Genomic DNA, 18,594 nt, shown 5'->3' on the forward strand with positions numbered 1-18,594 from the left:
CCAGCTTTGAAGAATCAAGGGGATTTTTTGCGTATTTCTTTGCAGGGATAAGAGTTCAAGATTCAGAGACAAAAAGGTAGTGCAACTTAAATTACAGAATGCTAATACATAGGAGGCACCGGCTAGAACTGAACCATGATTAAGAGCTATCCATACGGATTTGGAACTTGACGTTTAGGCACGAAGGATCTAGTTCTATACAACGAAGGTCCTCCAAAAGCTGATGGGCAATATTTCGAATGGAACCCAATCCATTTGCAAAGCTCTTTTTCAACAAAGAACCTTTTTCAATGAGTTGATTAATGAAATGGGCTATTTGTAATAATAGGTAAAAGTTTTTCATGGCTCTCTCGTTTGTCGAGTAGAGGTGTTCTAGCCGGTAGCCTCCGTTCTTCTGCATATTAAATCCTTGATTCTCAATTTTCCATCGCAGCCTCCCGCCGTAATTGGCTATTTGTTGATGGTTTTTCTGCGTAATCGGAATATCCGTTAACCAAACATATTTTGTTTTTTTGCCATTTCTCTTATCTTCATCACACTCCAAAACATGAAAGATTCTATCTTCACTATAATGCTCTAAAGGGCTTACCCATGCATAATGTTGGATTATTCCTTCCTTAAATCTTAGTTTAGATTTGTTCTCCGGATGCAGTTTCTTTATCCTCCCGTACCAGTCATAAACATCCGGCATTGATCCTTTCTTAAACGTAATCACGTAACTCCAACGATTCTGTTTACATAGATCCATCACCGGCCTGTTCGCATACAAGCTATCCATTGATAGACATATCTTTAACTGAGGATATGTCTTTTTTAACCGTTTTGCTAATCGGAAAAAAGCATTGTATTCACAGTCCTGTTTCTTTTTATCAGGCTGTTTTTCTATGAACTCTGTCTCCAAACTGAGCGAAAGTCCGTTATAAAATATCAGCTTTGCTTCCAATACATGATGATAGTAAATCTTCACTCCCGGCCGTATCTCTTTGACCAGACATTTCTCGCAATGCTTTTCTTTAAACCAATATTGTCCCGTTCCATCTATCGCTACCAACCAGTATCTTCCTAATAATCTATATTGCTCTAAACATCTCATCCTTAATATTCTTTTTACCATTTTTTCTCTAAGACCGGACAACGCTTCCGGCTGCACCCGGCTCATACTGTATTTTAATGTATCTCCATGAGGCACATTCTCACACTCTGCTTGCCCCAAATAATTCAGGTGTTTTAAAAATCTATCGCTTTTAAACCGCCATGTGACCTGTCGCCGTGATTCTACTTTCGTCAGAAACATTAAACATCCTAACCAGATAATTAATGGTAACGGATAGGTGATCTTGGTGGGATCTCTTGGATCAGGGATACTCTTCATCCATTCATGTATCTTAGGGAAAAAAATGATGCACTGTCTTATGAAAGATCTTTTGCATCTTATACCTCTTTCTTCTTATAATTGTTTTTTTTCTTTAAACTTCTTGTCTCTCACATACCCCCTTAAGATTTGTCTTTGTATTTCGTTCATCTGTTTCATAACCTTTCTTATCCTTTTATATTCCCTTATCCACTCCCGTGTCTCTGCCAACATGTCCTTTGGGACATATATCGTATGCGTCTTCTTATTTTCCTTCCATGTGAGATAATATGTTGGATGTCTCTTGCCTTTAGCACATGCACAGTTAGGATACCCGCATACTCTTCCTACCAGCACTAAGCTGCTACTCCCCAAAAACGGTGTTGGCCCCCCTAATTTTTTAAGTAGGGTTTCCCTTCTCTTCTTATAATAGTTAATAGACATTTTTTGCTTCATATAGGTTAAGTATATCAACTCACCCGATTTTGTCAACAAAAATCTTCTTGCGAAGAAATATTTTTTGACAGTTTATCCATTGTGCGCCAGAACAGCGCATATATGCCTGCTTAGACAGATTTATAGGTGCGAAGAATTATTGATTCTTCAGAGCTGAGATTTTTGTGGTTGGGGAATTATGAAATGAAAAACGTCTACTTTAAATTTTAAATCTGCAGGGATAAAAAACAAGGCGGAGAGTTCCTTACCGGCCATTACCAATTCCTGCAAACAAAAAAGGCCTATTTTGGGCACATATTCATTTTAATAATTTATGCGTGGTTGTAAGTTGCTGCAATAGAAAAGCTTATTAGTAGATAAAAATAATGGCGGAGGAGGTAGGATTCGAACCCACGGTACCGTTAAGTACAACGGTTTTCAAGACCGCCGCTTTCAACCACTCAGCCACTCCTCCGAATAGCTATACTGCACTACTTATCAATGTGTTACAATTATCTATACTCTTTATTTCGCTTCTTATTTTTATCTCTGGTGACCAATAGGTGTCCATTCTCTTACCAAAAACATCAACTGCACGCCTTTTATGGTCTGGTGATAAATGGGAATATCTCAATGTCATCTCAATGGTCTTGTGCCCCATCAACACCTGCACCGTCCTTATATCTATACCAAACATTACAAGATACGATGCATAAGTATGCCTTAAATCGTGAAAACGAAACTCATTTATACCAGAATTTTTTAATGCTGTCTCGAAGTTTCTTCTAAGATTTATATTTGGCTTACCATCCTTATCACAAAACACGTATGGACTTTCGGGGTCTCTTTGCATTGAACTTAAGGTTTTCATTACAAGATCATCCATATGAACTTCTCGTTTTTCGTTATTCTTTGTTTCTAACAAATAAATAATACCCTTATTTAAATCTATATCCCTCCATTGAAGACCAAGAATCTCACCCCTTCTCATGCCCGTATGCAGTGCAACAATAACAATATTCCTTAAGGCATCATCACAATTATCAAGCAGCCTTCCAATCTCATCCTCTTCAAGATAGCGAAGTCTTTGATTATTTTCTTTTAGGAACTTCACCTTTCTAACAGGGTTATCTTCTGCTCTTTCCCATTCTATTGCTTTATTAAATATAGACTTTAAACACGCAAGCTCTCTATTCACAGTGGCAGGCGACACTTCTTTCCCTCTTTCCATCTTGTATCGTTCAATCATCAATGGGTTTATATTATAAAGATACTTACCGGCGAAATGGGTCGAGAGGTTTTTTATCAGAATTACATCCCTTACTACTACCATAGGCTTTTTGTTTAGACGTGAGTGAAGCTCGAGATAAGTCTCGGAGAAATCTTCAAATTTGATCTTCTCGTTCTTCTTAATGTCCAAGAACTTTCCCTCAGCAATTTCTATCTTCCTCTTTTCCAAAGCAAGTTTAGCAACCCTTTTATTAGGACCTGCCTTCTCTCTTCTTCGTTTACCTCTTACATAATAGTCGATATACCAGCCATCATCTTTTTTAAAAACACCCATTTATCACCTCATCATAATATTGTTTAAGTTGCCGACTGAAGCTATTTTACAACATTTAAAGCTTATTGTCACTATTAATTTACAACGTTTTCCTTCCTCTCCTCAAGCCATGTATCTATCTCTTTTATATCGAATTTTACCAGTCTGCCTATCTTGTAAAATGGGATCTGTCTTTGCCATACCCAACACCTCAAAGTGTTAACGGGAATGTCCAGATAGATAGACAATCCCTCCACCCCTATCAATCTTGCTCTTAATTTCTCTATATTGATAACTTTATTCTTCAATGATAGCCTACTTGTTATCCCTTCGTTTAAATCTATTTGCATATTTACCAAAAAGCATATATAACCCCTCGGTGCTCTTGTCATTCAATCTATCAAATTCATTATTCATCTTCTCTTTGGTAGGCTTCCGGAGATATTTATTTGCAGCTTTTCGCTCCAACTTATTCAACTTGTGAATGTTCTTATGCAATAGCTCCCAGGAAGATTCCCGATGTCTTCTTTGCATAGAGTAAAATAGCTTATGACAGTGGCGACACGCATACTTTTCAAGTCCAGGTGAGTAAAGATCGTTTACCATCTTCATACAGGACGGGCATTGAAAGTACAATCTAACGCCACCAAACTGTGTATTTATTCCCGTGAAATATAACGATGTAGTTATGGAGATCTTATCATCAGAACCTAATGGGGTTATATTAGACGTAATAGAAAGTCTATTGAATTGATTCAGTGCATCTTCCTTGGCGAATTTGCCTTCTTTCAGCATCTGATATACGTTTATCTTTGGGCAATACTCAATTAATTGGCTCATTGGTCTTCTTCCTTAATATTTTGGTTAACTTCTGTGATTTGGCTGTTTTCCTCACTTTTATCCGGCTTTTCTTTAAGTTCTTTTTGGTACTTTCTACCGTCCTTTTTTAGATCCTTGAATAGTTTTCTACGGTACTTCAAGTCTTGATAAAGCTGTTCAAAATCACCTTCGGTAAAGCCCTCAGTGCTCTCTGACGCCATCTTTACTCGTTGTTCAGAGTTCTTCACAGCCTTCTCAAGATAATACATTTCTTCCTCAGACATTCCTCGCTCCCGTTTGGCGAGTTCTAATCTACCGATTGTTTCAATTGTCAATGGGTCAGGGCATTGGGTTCCAAAAGGTCTTTTATTAACATTCATTCTAATGTTCCTTTCCTATATATTCGTATCCACCCATCTTACGTCTACCCCTTATAGGGGGGTAGACTCGTATGAATGAATGGAACTTTCGTTTATATTCGTCTTTTTGGTGTTTATGAACGAATCCCCATAGGGAAAATCTGATACATTTATTTGCGTGTATTGCTCTGACATATACGAATCTAATTATTCGTTTATATTGATGCATAAATGTATCTATAGCTTTGCATGCCATCTTGTATTTTTCCCTTTGCCTGCTTTGAATATTCTACTTTTACTATCAAGTCTTTTTAAGGCTATATCAATTTTTGTCCTTGAGACCTTGCTCTTCTTCAAGTATGTCGTTAATTCGTTGCCAGATTTGGGACACTCCATCAAAGCTTTTAAGACTATTTCCTCGTTCATTGCGGTTTCTTCTGCGTTTTCATCAATATATCGCAATTCAGTAATGGGATATGAATCAGAAACCATATCTAATTCTTCAGATTGAATTCTTGTATAAGAACAATCAAATCCTGGACGATATCTATGAAACACCTTCATTTTGACAACACCATTTGGTTCCTGTTTTATACATAATAAATTCTCCCATTCACCATTAAAAGCTGATGAGCCCCTTAACCAGTTACCATGATAATTAGGCTTTTCAACTTTGTGTCCTGTATGATGGACGATAAGTATTGTGATGTTTTTGTTGCGTATTTCTTCGCGTATTTTGTTAAGAATAGGAGCCATATCCGAAGATGAATTTTCATCGTTCTCATGAGAGCGACTAAAAGTATCAAAAATAACTACATCCGCTTTTGACTTCTCAATATCATCACGTATCTTATCCATGTTAGTAGCAAGATTAATAGCAACAGCATTGGACATATAGAAATTCTTGGGGAAACCTTTACCTTTTAACATATGTTTAACTTTTGCTTTGAGCTCCCCTTGGTGGTCCTCTAATGCAAAATAAAGCACTTTTGATTTTTTAGTCTTGTATTCGCCTAGAAATGGTTTTCCTGTTGTTAGACTGAGTGCTAATTCTATAGCTATAGTTGTTTTTCCCGCCTTAGCTTGTCCTGTTATGAATGCGAGGACTCCCTTACATAGAATATTTTCAATCAACCATTGAACACGTTTATCCTTTATCTTTCCTATGGATTTATATCCAAAACCTTTATTTACTTCTCCAATCATTATCTCCTCGCAATCTATCCCTTATCAGATTTAATGCTTTGTTATACGAATAAATGTTAGTTATTGCTTCTTTGTTTATAAAATCCTTCTCAAGCTTAATGACATCGTTTTTGTACTCTGTCGGGTAACCTATTTTGATGGTTTTGCGAATTGAATTACCCTGGGCAAAGATCTCGCAGCTACAATCTGGAATCTCTGAAAGTATTAAAGCTGCTAACTTTAGCTCCGTTGTTTCGTATGTATGGTTCTGTAATCTTAATTGAATAGTCATTTCCTTATCCTTTCAATCTTGCCTTAAAACAAAAATAGCCAAGACTTTTATCAAATCTTGGCTACCTTTGTATCACAGGTTATGATTTAATTCACAACCACTACAATATTTTTGTGGTTAACCTTTATTTATTCATTAACCCAATTCTTTCCAATGTTTTTTTTAGGACTCCACTATGGTCAGGATAAGGATAGTTTTCTTCCACTATACTATTATTTGCTGCATCTAAAATGCTAAATATTTCTCTTGGTGCATCTGGTTTGCTGAAGTCATAACCAACTATATCCAGTCTTCTCAATAAATTCCTCAAATTCTTTTGTTTTGAATCAACCTTATCATCTAACAAAAAACCTTTCCGCTTAACACTTTCACCTAGTAGGTTAAAGAACTTCGCATCTTCTTCCGCCTGTGCTACCTTTATCCTGTCCTTTACAAAAGAAAAATACAAAAATTCTTTATCAAAAGCAACGAGGTCAAAAATACTTAAATCGCTACCTTTTTTTGCCTTAGCAATTGCAATATCAATAGTCTCTTTATACTTCTCTTCATATTTCTTCCTTTTATACTCAATATACTGCCTATGATACTCATTAACAACGTATAGCAAACTTGAAAACATCAGCTTCTCTTTTTTGCTCTTTGCATTATTACAAGATAATTCTAACCCTCTAATCAAAGTATTATACTCATGACGTTTATTGCCATAAATAAATTCATATACAGACATTACATCTTGTTTTTCTGCACGCTCAAAAAAACAGTTTACACCTACTTTCTTATGCATCGGTGTTCGTGCTTTACGTATTATCTTTTCTTTCCCTGTCTTCGCCATCATATCTCATATCTTATTTTTTACAGTAACATGCTTTTACCCCTATTATACCATACAGATGTTAGCACTCCAAATTTTACGTTAGAAACAATGAAAATCAATAGATATAGGAACAGTTGAAAAATATAAAGATCTAACACTGAGAGATAGTTAATTGACGAGATATATTTCAGCTATCGCAAGATTATTTATTCCTTGGGTAAATAACCTTAATATTTTTTATCCCTGCTGATTCCAGTTGTTGTTTCATGCTATTTATTGTGGGCATTATCATTTTCACAGGAATATCAATGGGTAAACCGGGAACCGGCGAATTTTTGCCGGCTACACCAACAAACGTTACTCTTGTATCAAAACCATCAAGATTTACATAGGAAAGATATACACCCATTACCGGTTGATTACTAAACACTGCGGAAAAATTCTTATCATGCTGATCGCCTGTAGTACTTTCCGATCCAAAGAGAATCCATTTTCCCCATTTTTTTGGATTTGAATTAGCCGTTGCTTTACAAGTATTATGGTTATAAGTCTTTGTTATTATGTTCATAGCGATCTTTTTGCCAGACTTTCCTGTAAGCTCATATATACAAAAAGCATAATAGTTTTTTGCATCACATTCAGCCTGTATTAACGCCAGGTTAATAATAATTGTTACTATAAATAAATAGATTAACTTTTTCATATTATTTCTCCTTGTTTCTTCTTCGCCACTTTTTCCTCACATCTTTAGTTATTATAAAACAAATAAAATATTATGTTTCTCCACATCTCTTGTATATTTAGAACTACAACCCTACCTTAGGAATATATTTCTTTTTAAAACGTCGCCCCTCATCTGAAATATTCTTTATTAACTTACCACTAATATCTCTCAACTCAATCATATACTTATTCCAAGTATCATGATCATTCCTCCTGATCTCAGAAAAATCAACAAATCCTTTATAGATAGTACCATCAAAATCTTTACATATAAGCGAATAGAAACCTGGTCTTGAACATTTAATTTCTGTAATTTCTAGAAGATAAGAGGAGACATCAACATAATCGGTTGATTTATTCTCAAATCCAAAACCTTTAATAAATTCAATTATTTCTATCCTATCTTTCCCGTCGCTAACACCAATTCTAACTTCACATTTTCCTACACCAACAAGTCCACCATCTTTTAACACTTCTACAATAATGGTAAAAGGCGGAAAGGTTTTCAAAAGGGTATCATCACTTTCGCTATGACATGCTGAGCATAAAAAGCTGCTCACCAACACTATTAAAATTAATAAAGATATTAGTTTTCTCATATTATTTCTCCCCATCTCTTGCTGGCTACTTCTTCACGTCTTCCCTCTATTAATCTATTTCTCCACTCCTTTTTAGTAGAACCAAGTTATTTAATCCGCTTTGCTCTGGTAATTACAAAATAACGAGATGTGGACTTACACGATTGAATAAAATCATCTCCTATAACCAATATCTCGACAGCATCATTGCCTGGTTGTCCTATAGCTCTAATTACGGGTGGCATTCCATATGTGGGTTTTCCAGGATGGGAAGAAAGTTGCTTCTGAACGTGATATACCGTATCATCAGGAATAACTTCCTTTTTAGCTAAATCATAAACTCTGGTTCTGGTTATTTTATATTCTTCTACATAATAGGTTATTTCGTAGCTACTCTCACTTTTCTTCATATTTCCATCAGCATAAAAATAGGACTGAACATCCCGAGTCACAATTGTATACGGTTTGAAAGCCGAAGAACCCAAGATTTCATACGTTATTTCCTCTATAGACTTTCGGTGTACCTGGCTATCGGCATAAATGTTAAAAGCAATAAGGTTAAACAAAGAAAAGATAATTATAACAATTACTTTTTTCATGTTATTTCTACTCATCATTTTTATCACTCCCATTCCCGGGGTTATGCCCCGAGTCCCAATCCCATTTGTTTTCCATAGCATTATATTCCTGCTTAGAATTATCAGGTTGATACGACCAATCATTATTCATGGCATTGTATTTCATATTCCAACTGCTATTTTCAGGCACTGTCTCCCAACGATTTTCCATGGCGTTATACTCTTGCTTGCAATATCCATTAAGAGCTAATGGAATCAACACAAGCAAAAATACCAACACCATTAGTTTTTTCATAATGCCCCCTTATTCGTTCTTTCACTTATTCCGCGTTGTCCCTGAGTTGGCATGGTGGGGTTACTGCCATAATATATAACTTTGTTATCAACGAAATACACGTAGGTAATAGTAGGAACTAATTTATAACCAGTAACTTCGCTATACAAACTTTCTCTATACATAAATGACTCTAGAGCTTTACCATCCTGACCTTGGACTGCTCCTGATTGAACAGGATTACCGCACTTTGACAATACTTCTTCTTTTGTCATCCCCAAAGAGAGCTTCGGAGTTACTCTGGAAGTTGTTGCACATCCACTTACCATTATTATAACAGCTATTAAACAGATCAGTCTTTTCATAATATTTTCTCCATAACTTGAAGTTAAGCAATCTAGCTTATCTGCACTCGTTAAAACATTTTTGTTGGTTATCTACTGTTTCTCAGAAAATAATTCCCCAATACTGTCCGCTATCTTACGTGCCGTATCTATGAGAGTATCATGTGCCACATACATTGGATTATGTGGTTGTGGTTGAGTATAAGTGCCGCTCCACAGAATCTTTCCCGTCGTTGTGTCAATAACCCTGGCAGTTGCATTGGCAACAGCCTGACCTTTCATGGTTGAGTTTACAATTACAATGGTTCTTGTCTTTGTAATCTGACCTAATCTCATATATTCTTCGTTATTGAGAATTGTGGAAAAATCTAAACCACGCTTATCAACCATTTGAGATACAGTTGTCCTCTCAACGACATTATATCCCATGCCTAGGAGTTCAGTCGCAATCGCATCAGGAAGCATAAGATTATTTGTTCCGCCAATCTTTGCTGGTACAACAGCAATAGGAATAGATGCATCTATTACATGATGTTGTCGGTAGTAGGTTTTAAGTTGTGGAGTACCTGAACATGAGGAAATGACGAGTGCAATCAAGCAAATGGATGTGATACGACATATTCTCATGATTTTTCTCCTTCAATCCTTTTATATTCAAACTTTATCATTAATAAAGATTTATTTTATTTTCAATTTACCAGAGCTATTACTATATTCTTTTACTCTTCCTCTATTATCAAAGGTCACATAGTCATAGCCATAAAACCACATATTACTAATTATACTTGTTGGCGTTCCCTGTATACGCCTAACATCTGCTTTTGTATAGCCAATTGCAAATTGTGGGGATTGACTATTAATTTGTGATTCTAACTGTTGTTTACGAGCCAGTAACTGTTCCTTAGATAATGAACTTAAATCAGGCTGCTGAGATTGATTTTTACCAAATAATATATTATCTAATTCTGCATCCCTTGAACTTTGCTGCTGTTGCGTTGTAGTAGTTGGAGTCATGGATGGTTGTTCGCTTTGCACATTACCAAACAACATTTGCTCTACTTCTGCATCAGAAAATTTATTCTGTTGACTATGGTTAGTTATAATAACATAAACAATACTCACCGCTATAGCTATGCATACTAAGGAGATAATTATATGCAATACAACCTTTGCATACTTATATCTTAAAAGAAATACAGCTATTGAACTCAGAAGAACAATACCTATTGCAATATTTAAATTATTCTTATTTACCATATAAACAACAATGGAAAGAATCAGACCCGCAATAGAGTATATTTTCTGGCTTAAATTGAACTTATCAAAATCTATTTTCATTATTTCTCCCTTATCTTTCACGAACAACTACTTCTTCCTGCTATCAAAATAATCTAATATGTAATACAACAACGAACCCAGCTCACAAAGAATTACTACTGCTATTATTCCAGGTAGATAATATATTATATTTTCTACGATAATTGGATTTTCAATAATCTCATTAAGATTGGTATTTTTAATAAACAAACACACTAGTATAATGATTACTGAAACGCAAAGTCCTATAAATACTTTGAAAGCTCTATTCTTTGAAAAGGGATTAACCTTATAATCAGAGAACAAATATAGTGCTAATACAGTAGCTGATATCAAACCAACCATTCCTGCCATATATTTTGGGGAAGAGGTTGTCAAAGAAGCATAAGTAACTAACAATATTAATCCCAGAAAGATAAAGCCAATTACTACTTGGATGTTATTTAGTTTCATATCTTGCCCCTATTACCATGTTTGTATCACTTGTTAACAAAACTCTATATCTTTACTTTCTGTCTGAAGCTCCCAGTATGAGCCCGACAATTCCAGAAAAATTTAAGCTAAACTCACACTCTTAAAAAACCCCATTTTGCGATAGCCATGCAATAATAACTATTAAAGCAATAATGGTTAATGGCCATATAAGACCTAATAATGCTCCTATTATTGCCGCTGGAATCCATCCAAAACAAACACCACCAAATAAACCATAAGTAGCTATTGCATAAATATAAACTGGAATAAATACAATTACTGCTGTTATCCAAAAACCAATCTTATACATCAAATTTCTCCCTTCTTTATTCTGTCTGCTTTCCTCTATCCATGTATCTATGTCCTCTTGTCTAAAACGTATTAGTCTTCCTATCTTGTAATAGGGAAGTTTATTACTATTTATGTAACATATTTATAGTATACTTTTTACAATATTCGGAAATAAGAGGGTGCATTCGTTCTGGAAGTTCAAAAGGTTGATATTTACCATTACTAAACTCTATATGCGATTCCCGCCAAAGAGTTGTTTTAGTTAAAAAGATTTGTTTAATTTCGGAAATAGAAATAAAGAAAGCATCTTTTGTTTGCGAAAGCACATCGTTTAATTTTGAAGAATCAGGCGGTATCATATGCTCAGCTTTACTTTCAAGAGCTTTTCGTTTAATGCTGCGTGCTATTAATGATGGAACAATCCCTACAGACATCCAAACATCAGCATTTGGCAATTTGGAAAGTTTTGACCTAGGCCAAGGTATGAAGTATATGCCTTCTGAAAGAAAGAACCAGTCCCCTATCGCATCACGACCTAAATCACCTATAGTTGCCATGCCTCTAGTATGTAGAATGTCTTTCTTTGCATCTTTTTCAAATAATTCTCCACAATGTTTGCATTTAATTGCCTCATCTTGTATTTCTTCTGCACAAAATTTACACTTTTTCATTTTTAACCTCTTATATAAAATATTCTCATTTATTCAAAACTATTTCTCAAAAGAAAATAATTTTATCTCGTCATTATCAACATTAGTTAATCTTATATCCAGAGTTTCGCCGTCTTTCATTCTATCCAAAAACACTACTCCGTTTAAAAGACCATTAGGGGACACTCTTTCATCCTTTATTTCCTTATACATATAATCATTCTTCATGCTTTTATTCGCATTAGATGATCCAACTCCGTCAACAACTGCAGGTATTAATAATGGCCAGATAAATATTCCAGCAACACCGTAGGTTGTAGCTCTTCCAGCAGTATTAAATGAACACTTCTCAGCTACTTCTTCAGCCGGGGCAGTTTGCTTACTCATCATTCGTTTCTTGAACCCATAAGTGTTTGTTGTTCTATTATCAACTAATATATAAACAGGTTGGTAATTCTTATGAACATCTTCTACTCCGAAAACATCCTTTGATTCTTTAGCGTCTAAGAACTTAGCTGCCACTTTAAGCCCATCTTGATTCTGATATGCATCATATGTGGTTACATCCGTAGATGGTAATCTACTAGCATTATAACCCGCACATCCCTGCATTAATAATACAACTACTGCTACTACCATACATATTGATTGTTTCATTTTAATTCCTCTCCTTTTGCAGATACTCTTGTATCCTTGCTTTTGCTAATCTTGACGGATTGAAACCTCTCTCCCATCTGCTAATGGTAAAGACAGAAACACCTATCTGTTTTGCGACATCTTCCTGAGATAACTCTTTTTCTTTACGGTGATCTAGTAATCTTTTAATGGAATCTTCCACAACAGCCTCCTCTTCCTATGTCTTGTTCGTATGATGTTCCCCCTTTCACAAGCCTCTATAATAGACACTACTAGTAATATGTCAAGTATTATGACAAAAAGAGAAGGGGTTTTACCCCCTCCATCCACATTGTATAGTTATCTACTATTGTGCTTTCTTCTTATCGGCTATCTAACTATCTATCATAAAGTTTGCGTATTGCTATTTGGTTTCTTTCCAACCAGGGATTTCCCCTCGCTCTTGGACTGCATTGACGAACTCATGGTAGATGTCGGATACACTGTCCTAAAGAAAGTTCTTCCTCGCTTACCGTCTTTGTCTATCTCCGCCATTTGGTACCTTGTGCTCACCAAATATTCCGTTATCTCTTCAGCACAATATGGGCATTTCTTCATATCATTCTCCTCATCTCAGCTACGATCTACTATTCCTTTAATATCCTCATACATGGTTTGAGATGATGTTATCTCATCCATTCTACCGCCGTAATAACCATATAACAAACTGACTTCTCTAACTTTCTCCATTACATACGCAAGGATTATTACCCCTACAATATTCACACCTGGAATTAGGGCTAATATCCATCCCAAATAATATATCCATATTCTGGGCTTTTCACATTTATCTAACTTTCGTTTCATTTCGTAATATCTAGTTGTTTCTTCTTCCGTATATTCCATCAGGCTACGCCTCTTTCTCTTGCTATTATTCTCTTTATTTTTTGTTTATCCATTTACATCCCTTTTCTCCTTAGCTCTTCTCAGTCCTGCTCCTATTAATCCAATAAGCCCAATTCCAAAGAGTGCATATGTTGATGGTTCAGGCACAGCTGTGACAAGATAGCTAGCACCCCATAAAGAGGGTGTTGCATCTTCTTGAGATGAATTAGGCACTTCAGCCCAGCCACCAAGCTCATCATTGCTTCCTGGAAAATTAGTAGTAAAACCAGTTCCAGCAGTAGCTCGGTTCCCTCCGTATAGTTCAATAACCATGCCTTGGGATTTAGGATATCCACCAGATGTTCCTGTTGAACCAAACAATGTGTGAAATTGAGTAACAGGTGTAAAATTAGCAATACTTGGGGTAACACCAATATCGGTTATTCCAAAATTTGTCCACAATTGGGTTACCTCCGCCGATGTCCCGTATCTATATCCCTCAAAATCACCACCGATGCCAAATTGTGACGAAACATCATCATATGACCTGTTTAAAGTATTGCTAAAATCCAACCAATCAAGAGCTGTTGAGGTATCCCGTGTGTTATTTCCCATATCTACAATCACTGCTTGAGCTTGAACCGCAAACATAATTATGGATAGCATCAATACCAATATAACAATAATTCGTTTCCCCATACTTTCCCCACCTCCTTATCAATAAGAAAAGACAACCCACATGTTCTGAGAGTTGCCTTTACATAACTTAAATGATTACTACAGTCACTTGTCCACTCCGTTGTGGGTATTGCTAAAGACGTATTATAACACCGAGGGTGAAGTTGGTGCAACGGATTAATGAAGTGTCCTGGGATTACTCACTCCACGACCTCACTTACATTCGGTCTTGTCGTTCGTAATATACATATAAAGCAGTTTCCAGGAAAATTTGCACTACCGTGAGAGACGGCTTTCTTACCCTTAACCCCGCACTAGACCCCCGAGGCGATTTTGTAGGCGGCTCAATTATAATACGCTTAAAAGTGGTGTCCATAAGGTGTCCATAGCCCGTCTGCTTTGATACAAATCCACACCAATAGACACAAACAAAAAAATCTCGCAACCCATTGCAGTTAAACATAATTACTTCATTTGCAATACATTACGAGATTTTATCTTATCGGTTTTCAAGACCGCCGCTTTCGACCGCTCAGCCACTCCTCCGGCTAATTATCACGCTAATATTTACACCATAACTGCATCTTGGTCAACAATTAATATTAAAACATATCAGGAAACACAATACTCGAAAAGCCGGGGCCTTCTGCAGCTTCACTTTCATGTTCACATCCCTCATGCGATTGAGTTTTTGTGTCATAAGCTGTCTTTTGGTTCGCACAGCTACTTAAAAACAGCATTATTATGATAATACCAAAGTATCGTATAAACATTTTTCTTTCCCTAATATAAAATGCTACTCAAGATATCCCTGAATAGCATTTTATAAACCTGATTGTCAAACATTACTCGGTATATTTATTCTGGTCAGACATTTCATCGGGCGTTTTTATAAATGAGGGCTGTTTAGTATCGCCATATATAGAAAATCCGGTATCTGTCTTTTTACGAGGCTCTCTATTTCCCATTTTGATCCCAAAATCTCCTGTCATATCTTTATTCAAGTCTTCAAGCGATCTACGTGATGAAATTGAATCAATATCTCCACCTATCGGTGATGGTTCACCATCACTCATGGTGTCAATTTTTTGACTTCTACTTTTATCACGTGCAAAAGAAAGATCGCATATAAAACCTACCGCCACTACTAGTACGAGAACAACAATTAATTTTCTCATATTCATACTCCTTAGTATTTACCTACATGGTACGACCACCCATTTGCGCGAGATTTTCGTCTTCATTTTGCTCCATGTAAGCATTAACATCAGGCTCTTTTTCCCAAACTGGTGTTCCGGTAATTTTCTTTACGTGGGTATAGCAATCGTTCACACAGCCCTGCAAAAAAACAATAACTCCGATAATAGCGATAAGGCTTAAAAGTTTTTTCATATTTGTCCTCTCCTATAAAATTTGTTTATTATTCTTTTACGTTTTCTTCGACTAGATCCTGCCCATCAATAGGACATCTTCCCGGCTCATCAAATGACGCATTACATTCAGGGCATACATACGTCTTACCTGCAAACTCATTTACTGTTGGGCTATCTTCGATAGTAGCGCCTTCTTGAAGAATCTCTGGCCCACCAATCGCATCCGGTCCTTCGGCACAAAAACCAATACTACTCATCATTAACACAACACCTAATAAAACCATTAAGGCAACTATCTTTTTCATACGCCCCTCCGTTGTTTTGGGTACATTTTACTGTTCAAACATGTCCACCCCGCCGGTCTCAGCGAGCTCTTCATCCTGGTTATCGCCCATATACTGATCGACTGTCTGTCTATTCGGATTATACGATTTATCATACTCTTCATTTGACGCGCAACCGCATGCCACAACGATCATACATATCGTAAATAATAGATACAAAGACTTCATACTCCCTCCTTCGTTTCTAACCAATTCCAATTTGTTCTATTCGTCAGCGTCAAAGACCGGGGCAAAAGGTATTTTTTCCATCTCTGAGTATATTGGTCCTTCATCACCGATATCGGTATTTCCCGGATCAGCATTCATTTCTTCATATTGTTCCTGAGCCATATAGTCACCAATATCATAATTTGATTCCGTTATATGGCTTTCACCGTGTTCACGATAAAATGTACATCCGGTAAGAGCAACAAATAATATAAGTATAAGTAGCAAAGTTTTTCTCATTGATTAATACCTATTCCAATCCTGGGGTAAATAAATCTGTTTCACCGGGATTTTCTTCTATGTTAGCGATTTCATTCTCCCGCATCTTTTCATTAAGTGGTTCCGGAAGAGATATTATAGGATCGGACGCACATCCTGACGCATACAAAACAATGAAAACAAAAAGTGTATAGATAACGTATTTCCGCATTGATTAATTATCCTTTTTCAATCTTTTCCATGCCATCCATGTAGTCACGTAATGCTTTAGGTATTGTAATTGTGCCGTCTTCATTTTGATAGTTTTCCAGCACCGCAATAAATGTGCGCGGCAGGGCAAGGCCTGATGCATTCAACGTATGTATAAAATCAACTTTACGATCTTCAGTACGACGATACCGAATACTTGCTCTCCGTGCCTGAAAATCCTCATAATTGCTACAGCTTGATACTTCAAGATATGCTTTTTGGCCAGGAGCCCACACCTCTATGTCATAACATTTTGCTGCTGCAAAACTAATATCTCCCGTGCACAACAGATTTACTCTGTACGGTAACTCAAGAAGTTGCAATATCTCTTCTGCGTCTTGAAGAAGTTTCTCATGTTCATCATACGAAGAATCCGGCTTGACAAATTTTACCATTTCAACTTTATCAAACTGATGCACCCTCGTAAGTCCCCGTGTGTCCTTCCCGTACGATCCTGCTTCTCTACGAAAACAGGGTGTATATGCAGTGTAATACATAGGTAGTTGTGACTCATCAAGTATTTCGTCACGATACATATTTGTTACCGGCACTTCCGCTGTTGGAATCAAATACAGATCATCTCGTTCAAGTTTATACATATCGTCGGCGAGTTTCGGTAATTGTCCCGTACCGGTCATACTCGCACCGTTAACTATAAATGGCGGAAATACTTCTGTGTACCCGTGTTTTTTAATGTGTACATCAAGCATAAAACTAATGAGTGCGCGTTCAAGTTTTGCGCCAATACCTTTAAAAAGAATGTAGTGGCTACCGGTAATCTTCGTGCCGTTTTTAAAATCTACCAACCCAAGATTCTCGACAATATCCCAGTGCGCTTGAGGCTCAAATGCGAATGACGGTTGCACCCCCCACTCCTTAATAATCTTATTCGCTTCCGGGGGATTTCCTACTGGCGTTGACTCATGCGGAATATTAGGCACAGTTAACAGTAAATTTTTTAGGTTCTCTTCAATGTCACGAAGCTCAGCATCAAGTGTTTTAACTTCTTCCCCGACATTTTTCATTTCCTGCGTTTTTTCTGCGGCATCCCGACCGGATTTCTTTAACGCGCCGATTTCTTTAGAAACAACGTTGCGTTTGTTCTTAAGCGTCTCAACATGACTCATTATCTCTCGTCTTTTCTGGTCAAGAGCAAGTATTGTATCAGTATCAACTGTTGTTGATCTGTTTTTATTGCTTTCTATTACCTTAGCAGTATCTTCTCTGATACTTTTAATATCTAACACACCTAGCCTCTTCCTTCATACATCTTTCTCAGGCGATTTTTCATTTTTTGCGAACGAGTATCTTCTTTTTTAATAGTTGTATCTTTTTTATCAGACTTCCTTTTCTTAGATACCGTTGGGGCATCACCCATTGTCTTGCGCCACATTCTGTATATTTTCCGTTTCAATTTCACGATCTGCTTGTTTTGCCTGACATTGACATCAATCAATTTATTGACCGCTTTTACAAACGCTTTCTCGTTCTCATCGAGCTTCTGTTCTTCCTTGATTATCTTTCCGATCTTCTTGTCCGTGTTTTTCTTGTCCTTAGACACCTTCTTTATAAACCGTGAATAACATCTACCTTTACACTCAAGCGCCTTAAGCCTTTCCACGATCTCTTTTTGATTCTTTTCTACAACAATCAATTTATCTTCAACGCTTTTAAGATTATTGTTGTTTGATGTCGGAGCATATTCGTTCTTTTTGCAGGATATTACAAAGAATAGTGAAACTGCAAGGGCAATATATATCGTATGTTTTCTCATTTTTATCTCCTCAATTATCGCACGGAATAATAACAAGTTATAGTGGCCGCGTAAACAAAATAAACTACTTGTTCAATTATAGCACTGCATATCAACTCAGCAATTCCGCAACAAAGTATTTTAGCTCACCATAAGTCATTCTATTTACGATATTTTAGTGGTAAACGCCTTGTATGAGCAAATTCGCATTGGATTCGAAGTATTATGTTGACATAAAAACTGA

The 18,594-nt window shown here is 36.5% G+C and carries 33 protein-coding genes and 1 tRNA gene; all 34 read right to left on the bottom strand.

Annotation, left to right across the window (positions count from 1 at the left end; translation table 11 throughout):
- Nucleotides 1-139 precede the first annotated feature (139 nt).
- Nucleotides 140-1,372 carry a transposase family protein gene (locus tag P9M13_01190; GenBank protein MDP8261902.1) on the bottom strand — a complete coding sequence of 411 codons (1,233 nt, stop codon included), beginning with the start codon at nucleotides 1,370-1,372 and terminating at the stop codon, nucleotides 140-142.
- Nucleotides 1,373-1,447: 75 nt separating this feature from the next.
- Nucleotides 1,448-1,795, bottom strand: coding sequence for a hypothetical protein (locus P9M13_01195; GenBank protein ID MDP8261903.1), 348 nt, complete (start codon nucleotides 1,793-1,795; stop codon nucleotides 1,448-1,450).
- 378 nt (nucleotides 1,796-2,173) lie between these two features.
- A tRNA-Ser gene (locus P9M13_01200) sits at nucleotides 2,174-2,261 on the bottom strand.
- A gap of 6 nt (nucleotides 2,262-2,267) precedes the next feature.
- A complete protein-coding gene (locus P9M13_01205; GenBank protein MDP8261904.1) occupies nucleotides 2,268-3,350 on the bottom strand; it encodes a site-specific integrase in 1,083 nt (360 codons plus the stop codon).
- 74 nt (nucleotides 3,351-3,424) lie between these two features.
- Nucleotides 3,425-3,637 (bottom strand): helix-turn-helix domain-containing protein, encoded by a 213-nt coding sequence (locus P9M13_01210; GenBank protein ID MDP8261905.1) that lies wholly within the window; start codon nucleotides 3,635-3,637, stop codon nucleotides 3,425-3,427.
- Between the two features lie 7 nt (nucleotides 3,638-3,644).
- The gene (locus tag P9M13_01215; GenBank protein MDP8261906.1) at nucleotides 3,645-4,169 is read right to left on the bottom strand and encodes a hypothetical protein; all 525 of its coding nucleotides are present in this window, start codon (nucleotides 4,167-4,169) and stop codon (nucleotides 3,645-3,647) included.
- The gene (locus tag P9M13_01220) at nucleotides 4,166-4,528 is read right to left on the bottom strand and encodes a hypothetical protein (GenBank protein ID MDP8261907.1); all 363 of its coding nucleotides are present in this window, start codon (nucleotides 4,526-4,528) and stop codon (nucleotides 4,166-4,168) included. Before P9M13_01220 ends, P9M13_01215 begins: the two co-directional genes overlap by 4 nt.
- A gap of 216 nt (nucleotides 4,529-4,744) precedes the next feature.
- Entirely contained in the window at nucleotides 4,745-5,713 is a 969-nt protein-coding gene (locus tag P9M13_01225; GenBank protein ID MDP8261908.1) for an AAA family ATPase, read from the bottom strand.
- Nucleotides 5,694-5,984, bottom strand: a complete 291-nt coding sequence (locus P9M13_01230; GenBank protein MDP8261909.1) for a hypothetical protein — start codon at nucleotides 5,982-5,984, stop codon at nucleotides 5,694-5,696. Before P9M13_01230 ends, P9M13_01225 begins: the two co-directional genes overlap by 20 nt.
- A gap of 124 nt (nucleotides 5,985-6,108) precedes the next feature.
- Nucleotides 6,109-6,819, bottom strand: coding sequence for a hypothetical protein (locus P9M13_01235; protein ID MDP8261910.1), 711 nt, complete (start codon nucleotides 6,817-6,819; stop codon nucleotides 6,109-6,111).
- A 181-nt stretch (nucleotides 6,820-7,000) separates the two neighbouring features.
- Nucleotides 7,001-7,501, bottom strand: a complete 501-nt coding sequence (locus tag P9M13_01240; protein ID MDP8261911.1) for a hypothetical protein — start codon at nucleotides 7,499-7,501, stop codon at nucleotides 7,001-7,003.
- A 103-nt stretch (nucleotides 7,502-7,604) separates the two neighbouring features.
- Nucleotides 7,605-8,120, bottom strand: a complete 516-nt coding sequence (locus P9M13_01245) for a hypothetical protein (GenBank protein ID MDP8261912.1) — start codon at nucleotides 8,118-8,120, stop codon at nucleotides 7,605-7,607.
- Between the two features lie 86 nt (nucleotides 8,121-8,206).
- Nucleotides 8,207-8,716, bottom strand: coding sequence for a hypothetical protein (locus tag P9M13_01250; GenBank protein MDP8261913.1), 510 nt, complete (start codon nucleotides 8,714-8,716; stop codon nucleotides 8,207-8,209).
- Nucleotides 8,706-8,972 (bottom strand): hypothetical protein, encoded by a 267-nt coding sequence (locus P9M13_01255; protein MDP8261914.1) that lies wholly within the window; start codon nucleotides 8,970-8,972, stop codon nucleotides 8,706-8,708. The genes P9M13_01250 and P9M13_01255 overlap by 11 nt, the downstream gene beginning before the upstream one ends.
- Entirely contained in the window at nucleotides 8,969-9,316 is a 348-nt protein-coding gene (locus tag P9M13_01260; GenBank protein MDP8261915.1) for a DUF2845 domain-containing protein, read from the bottom strand. Before P9M13_01260 ends, P9M13_01255 begins: the two co-directional genes overlap by 4 nt.
- Nucleotides 9,317-9,388: 72 nt before the next feature.
- Complete coding sequence (locus tag P9M13_01265; GenBank protein MDP8261916.1) at nucleotides 9,389-9,922, bottom strand: hypothetical protein; 534 nt, start codon at nucleotides 9,920-9,922, stop codon at nucleotides 9,389-9,391.
- A gap of 51 nt (nucleotides 9,923-9,973) precedes the next feature.
- Nucleotides 9,974-10,633 carry a hypothetical protein gene (locus P9M13_01270; protein ID MDP8261917.1) on the bottom strand — a complete coding sequence of 220 codons (660 nt, stop codon included), beginning with the start codon at nucleotides 10,631-10,633 and terminating at the stop codon, nucleotides 9,974-9,976.
- Nucleotides 10,634-10,660: 27 nt separating this feature from the next.
- Nucleotides 10,661-11,065 (bottom strand): hypothetical protein, encoded by a 405-nt coding sequence (locus P9M13_01275; GenBank protein MDP8261918.1) that lies wholly within the window; start codon nucleotides 11,063-11,065, stop codon nucleotides 10,661-10,663.
- A gap of 121 nt (nucleotides 11,066-11,186) precedes the next feature.
- A complete protein-coding gene (locus P9M13_01280; GenBank protein ID MDP8261919.1) occupies nucleotides 11,187-11,396 on the bottom strand; it encodes a hypothetical protein in 210 nt (69 codons plus the stop codon).
- Between the two features lie 106 nt (nucleotides 11,397-11,502).
- Nucleotides 11,503-12,048, bottom strand: coding sequence for a hypothetical protein (locus P9M13_01285; protein MDP8261920.1), 546 nt, complete (start codon nucleotides 12,046-12,048; stop codon nucleotides 11,503-11,505).
- Nucleotides 12,049-12,087: 39 nt separating this feature from the next.
- Nucleotides 12,088-12,684 (bottom strand): hypothetical protein, encoded by a 597-nt coding sequence (locus P9M13_01290; GenBank protein ID MDP8261921.1) that lies wholly within the window; start codon nucleotides 12,682-12,684, stop codon nucleotides 12,088-12,090.
- Between the two features lies 1 nt (nucleotide 12,685).
- A complete protein-coding gene (locus P9M13_01295; GenBank protein ID MDP8261922.1) occupies nucleotides 12,686-12,865 on the bottom strand; it encodes a helix-turn-helix transcriptional regulator in 180 nt (59 codons plus the stop codon).
- A 182-nt stretch (nucleotides 12,866-13,047) separates the two neighbouring features.
- Nucleotides 13,048-13,260 carry a hypothetical protein gene (locus P9M13_01300; GenBank protein ID MDP8261923.1) on the bottom strand — a complete coding sequence of 71 codons (213 nt, stop codon included), beginning with the start codon at nucleotides 13,258-13,260 and terminating at the stop codon, nucleotides 13,048-13,050.
- Nucleotides 13,261-13,275: 15 nt separating this feature from the next.
- Nucleotides 13,276-13,548, bottom strand: a complete 273-nt coding sequence (locus tag P9M13_01305; GenBank protein ID MDP8261924.1) for a hypothetical protein — start codon at nucleotides 13,546-13,548, stop codon at nucleotides 13,276-13,278.
- A 45-nt stretch (nucleotides 13,549-13,593) separates the two neighbouring features.
- Nucleotides 13,594-14,226 (bottom strand): PEP-CTERM sorting domain-containing protein, encoded by a 633-nt coding sequence (locus P9M13_01310; GenBank protein ID MDP8261925.1) that lies wholly within the window; start codon nucleotides 14,224-14,226, stop codon nucleotides 13,594-13,596.
- A 581-nt stretch (nucleotides 14,227-14,807) separates the two neighbouring features.
- On the bottom strand, nucleotides 14,808-14,978 hold the full coding sequence (locus tag P9M13_01315; protein MDP8261926.1) for a hypothetical protein: 171 nt from the start codon (nucleotides 14,976-14,978) through the stop codon (nucleotides 14,808-14,810).
- 72 nt (nucleotides 14,979-15,050) lie between these two features.
- Nucleotides 15,051-15,383, bottom strand: a complete 333-nt coding sequence (locus tag P9M13_01320; protein MDP8261927.1) for a hypothetical protein — start codon at nucleotides 15,381-15,383, stop codon at nucleotides 15,051-15,053.
- Nucleotides 15,384-15,405: 22 nt separating this feature from the next.
- The gene (locus P9M13_01325) at nucleotides 15,406-15,597 is read right to left on the bottom strand and encodes a hypothetical protein (protein ID MDP8261928.1); all 192 of its coding nucleotides are present in this window, start codon (nucleotides 15,595-15,597) and stop codon (nucleotides 15,406-15,408) included.
- 28 nt (nucleotides 15,598-15,625) lie between these two features.
- Nucleotides 15,626-15,883 (bottom strand): hypothetical protein, encoded by a 258-nt coding sequence (locus P9M13_01330; protein MDP8261929.1) that lies wholly within the window; start codon nucleotides 15,881-15,883, stop codon nucleotides 15,626-15,628.
- 27 nt (nucleotides 15,884-15,910) lie between these two features.
- Nucleotides 15,911-16,090, bottom strand: coding sequence for a hypothetical protein (locus P9M13_01335; protein ID MDP8261930.1), 180 nt, complete (start codon nucleotides 16,088-16,090; stop codon nucleotides 15,911-15,913).
- Nucleotides 16,091-16,126: 36 nt separating this feature from the next.
- Nucleotides 16,127-16,369: a hypothetical protein gene (locus P9M13_01340; protein ID MDP8261931.1), complete on the bottom strand. Its 243-nt coding sequence runs from the start codon at nucleotides 16,367-16,369 to the stop codon at nucleotides 16,127-16,129.
- A gap of 10 nt (nucleotides 16,370-16,379) precedes the next feature.
- The gene (locus P9M13_01345) at nucleotides 16,380-16,559 is read right to left on the bottom strand and encodes a hypothetical protein (protein MDP8261932.1); all 180 of its coding nucleotides are present in this window, start codon (nucleotides 16,557-16,559) and stop codon (nucleotides 16,380-16,382) included.
- 7 nt (nucleotides 16,560-16,566) lie between these two features.
- Nucleotides 16,567-17,844 carry a serine--tRNA ligase gene (gene serS / locus P9M13_01350; GenBank protein ID MDP8261933.1) on the bottom strand — a complete coding sequence of 426 codons (1,278 nt, stop codon included), beginning with the start codon at nucleotides 17,842-17,844 and terminating at the stop codon, nucleotides 16,567-16,569.
- A gap of 2 nt (nucleotides 17,845-17,846) precedes the next feature.
- Nucleotides 17,847-18,371 (bottom strand): hypothetical protein, encoded by a 525-nt coding sequence (locus P9M13_01355; protein ID MDP8261934.1) that lies wholly within the window; start codon nucleotides 18,369-18,371, stop codon nucleotides 17,847-17,849.
- Between the last annotated feature and the right edge of the window lie 223 nt (nucleotides 18,372-18,594).

This window comes from Candidatus Ancaeobacter aquaticus (genome assembly GCA_030765405.1).
Classification (GTDB): domain Bacteria; phylum Auribacterota; class Ancaeobacteria; order Ancaeobacterales; family Ancaeobacteraceae; genus Ancaeobacter; species Ancaeobacter aquaticus.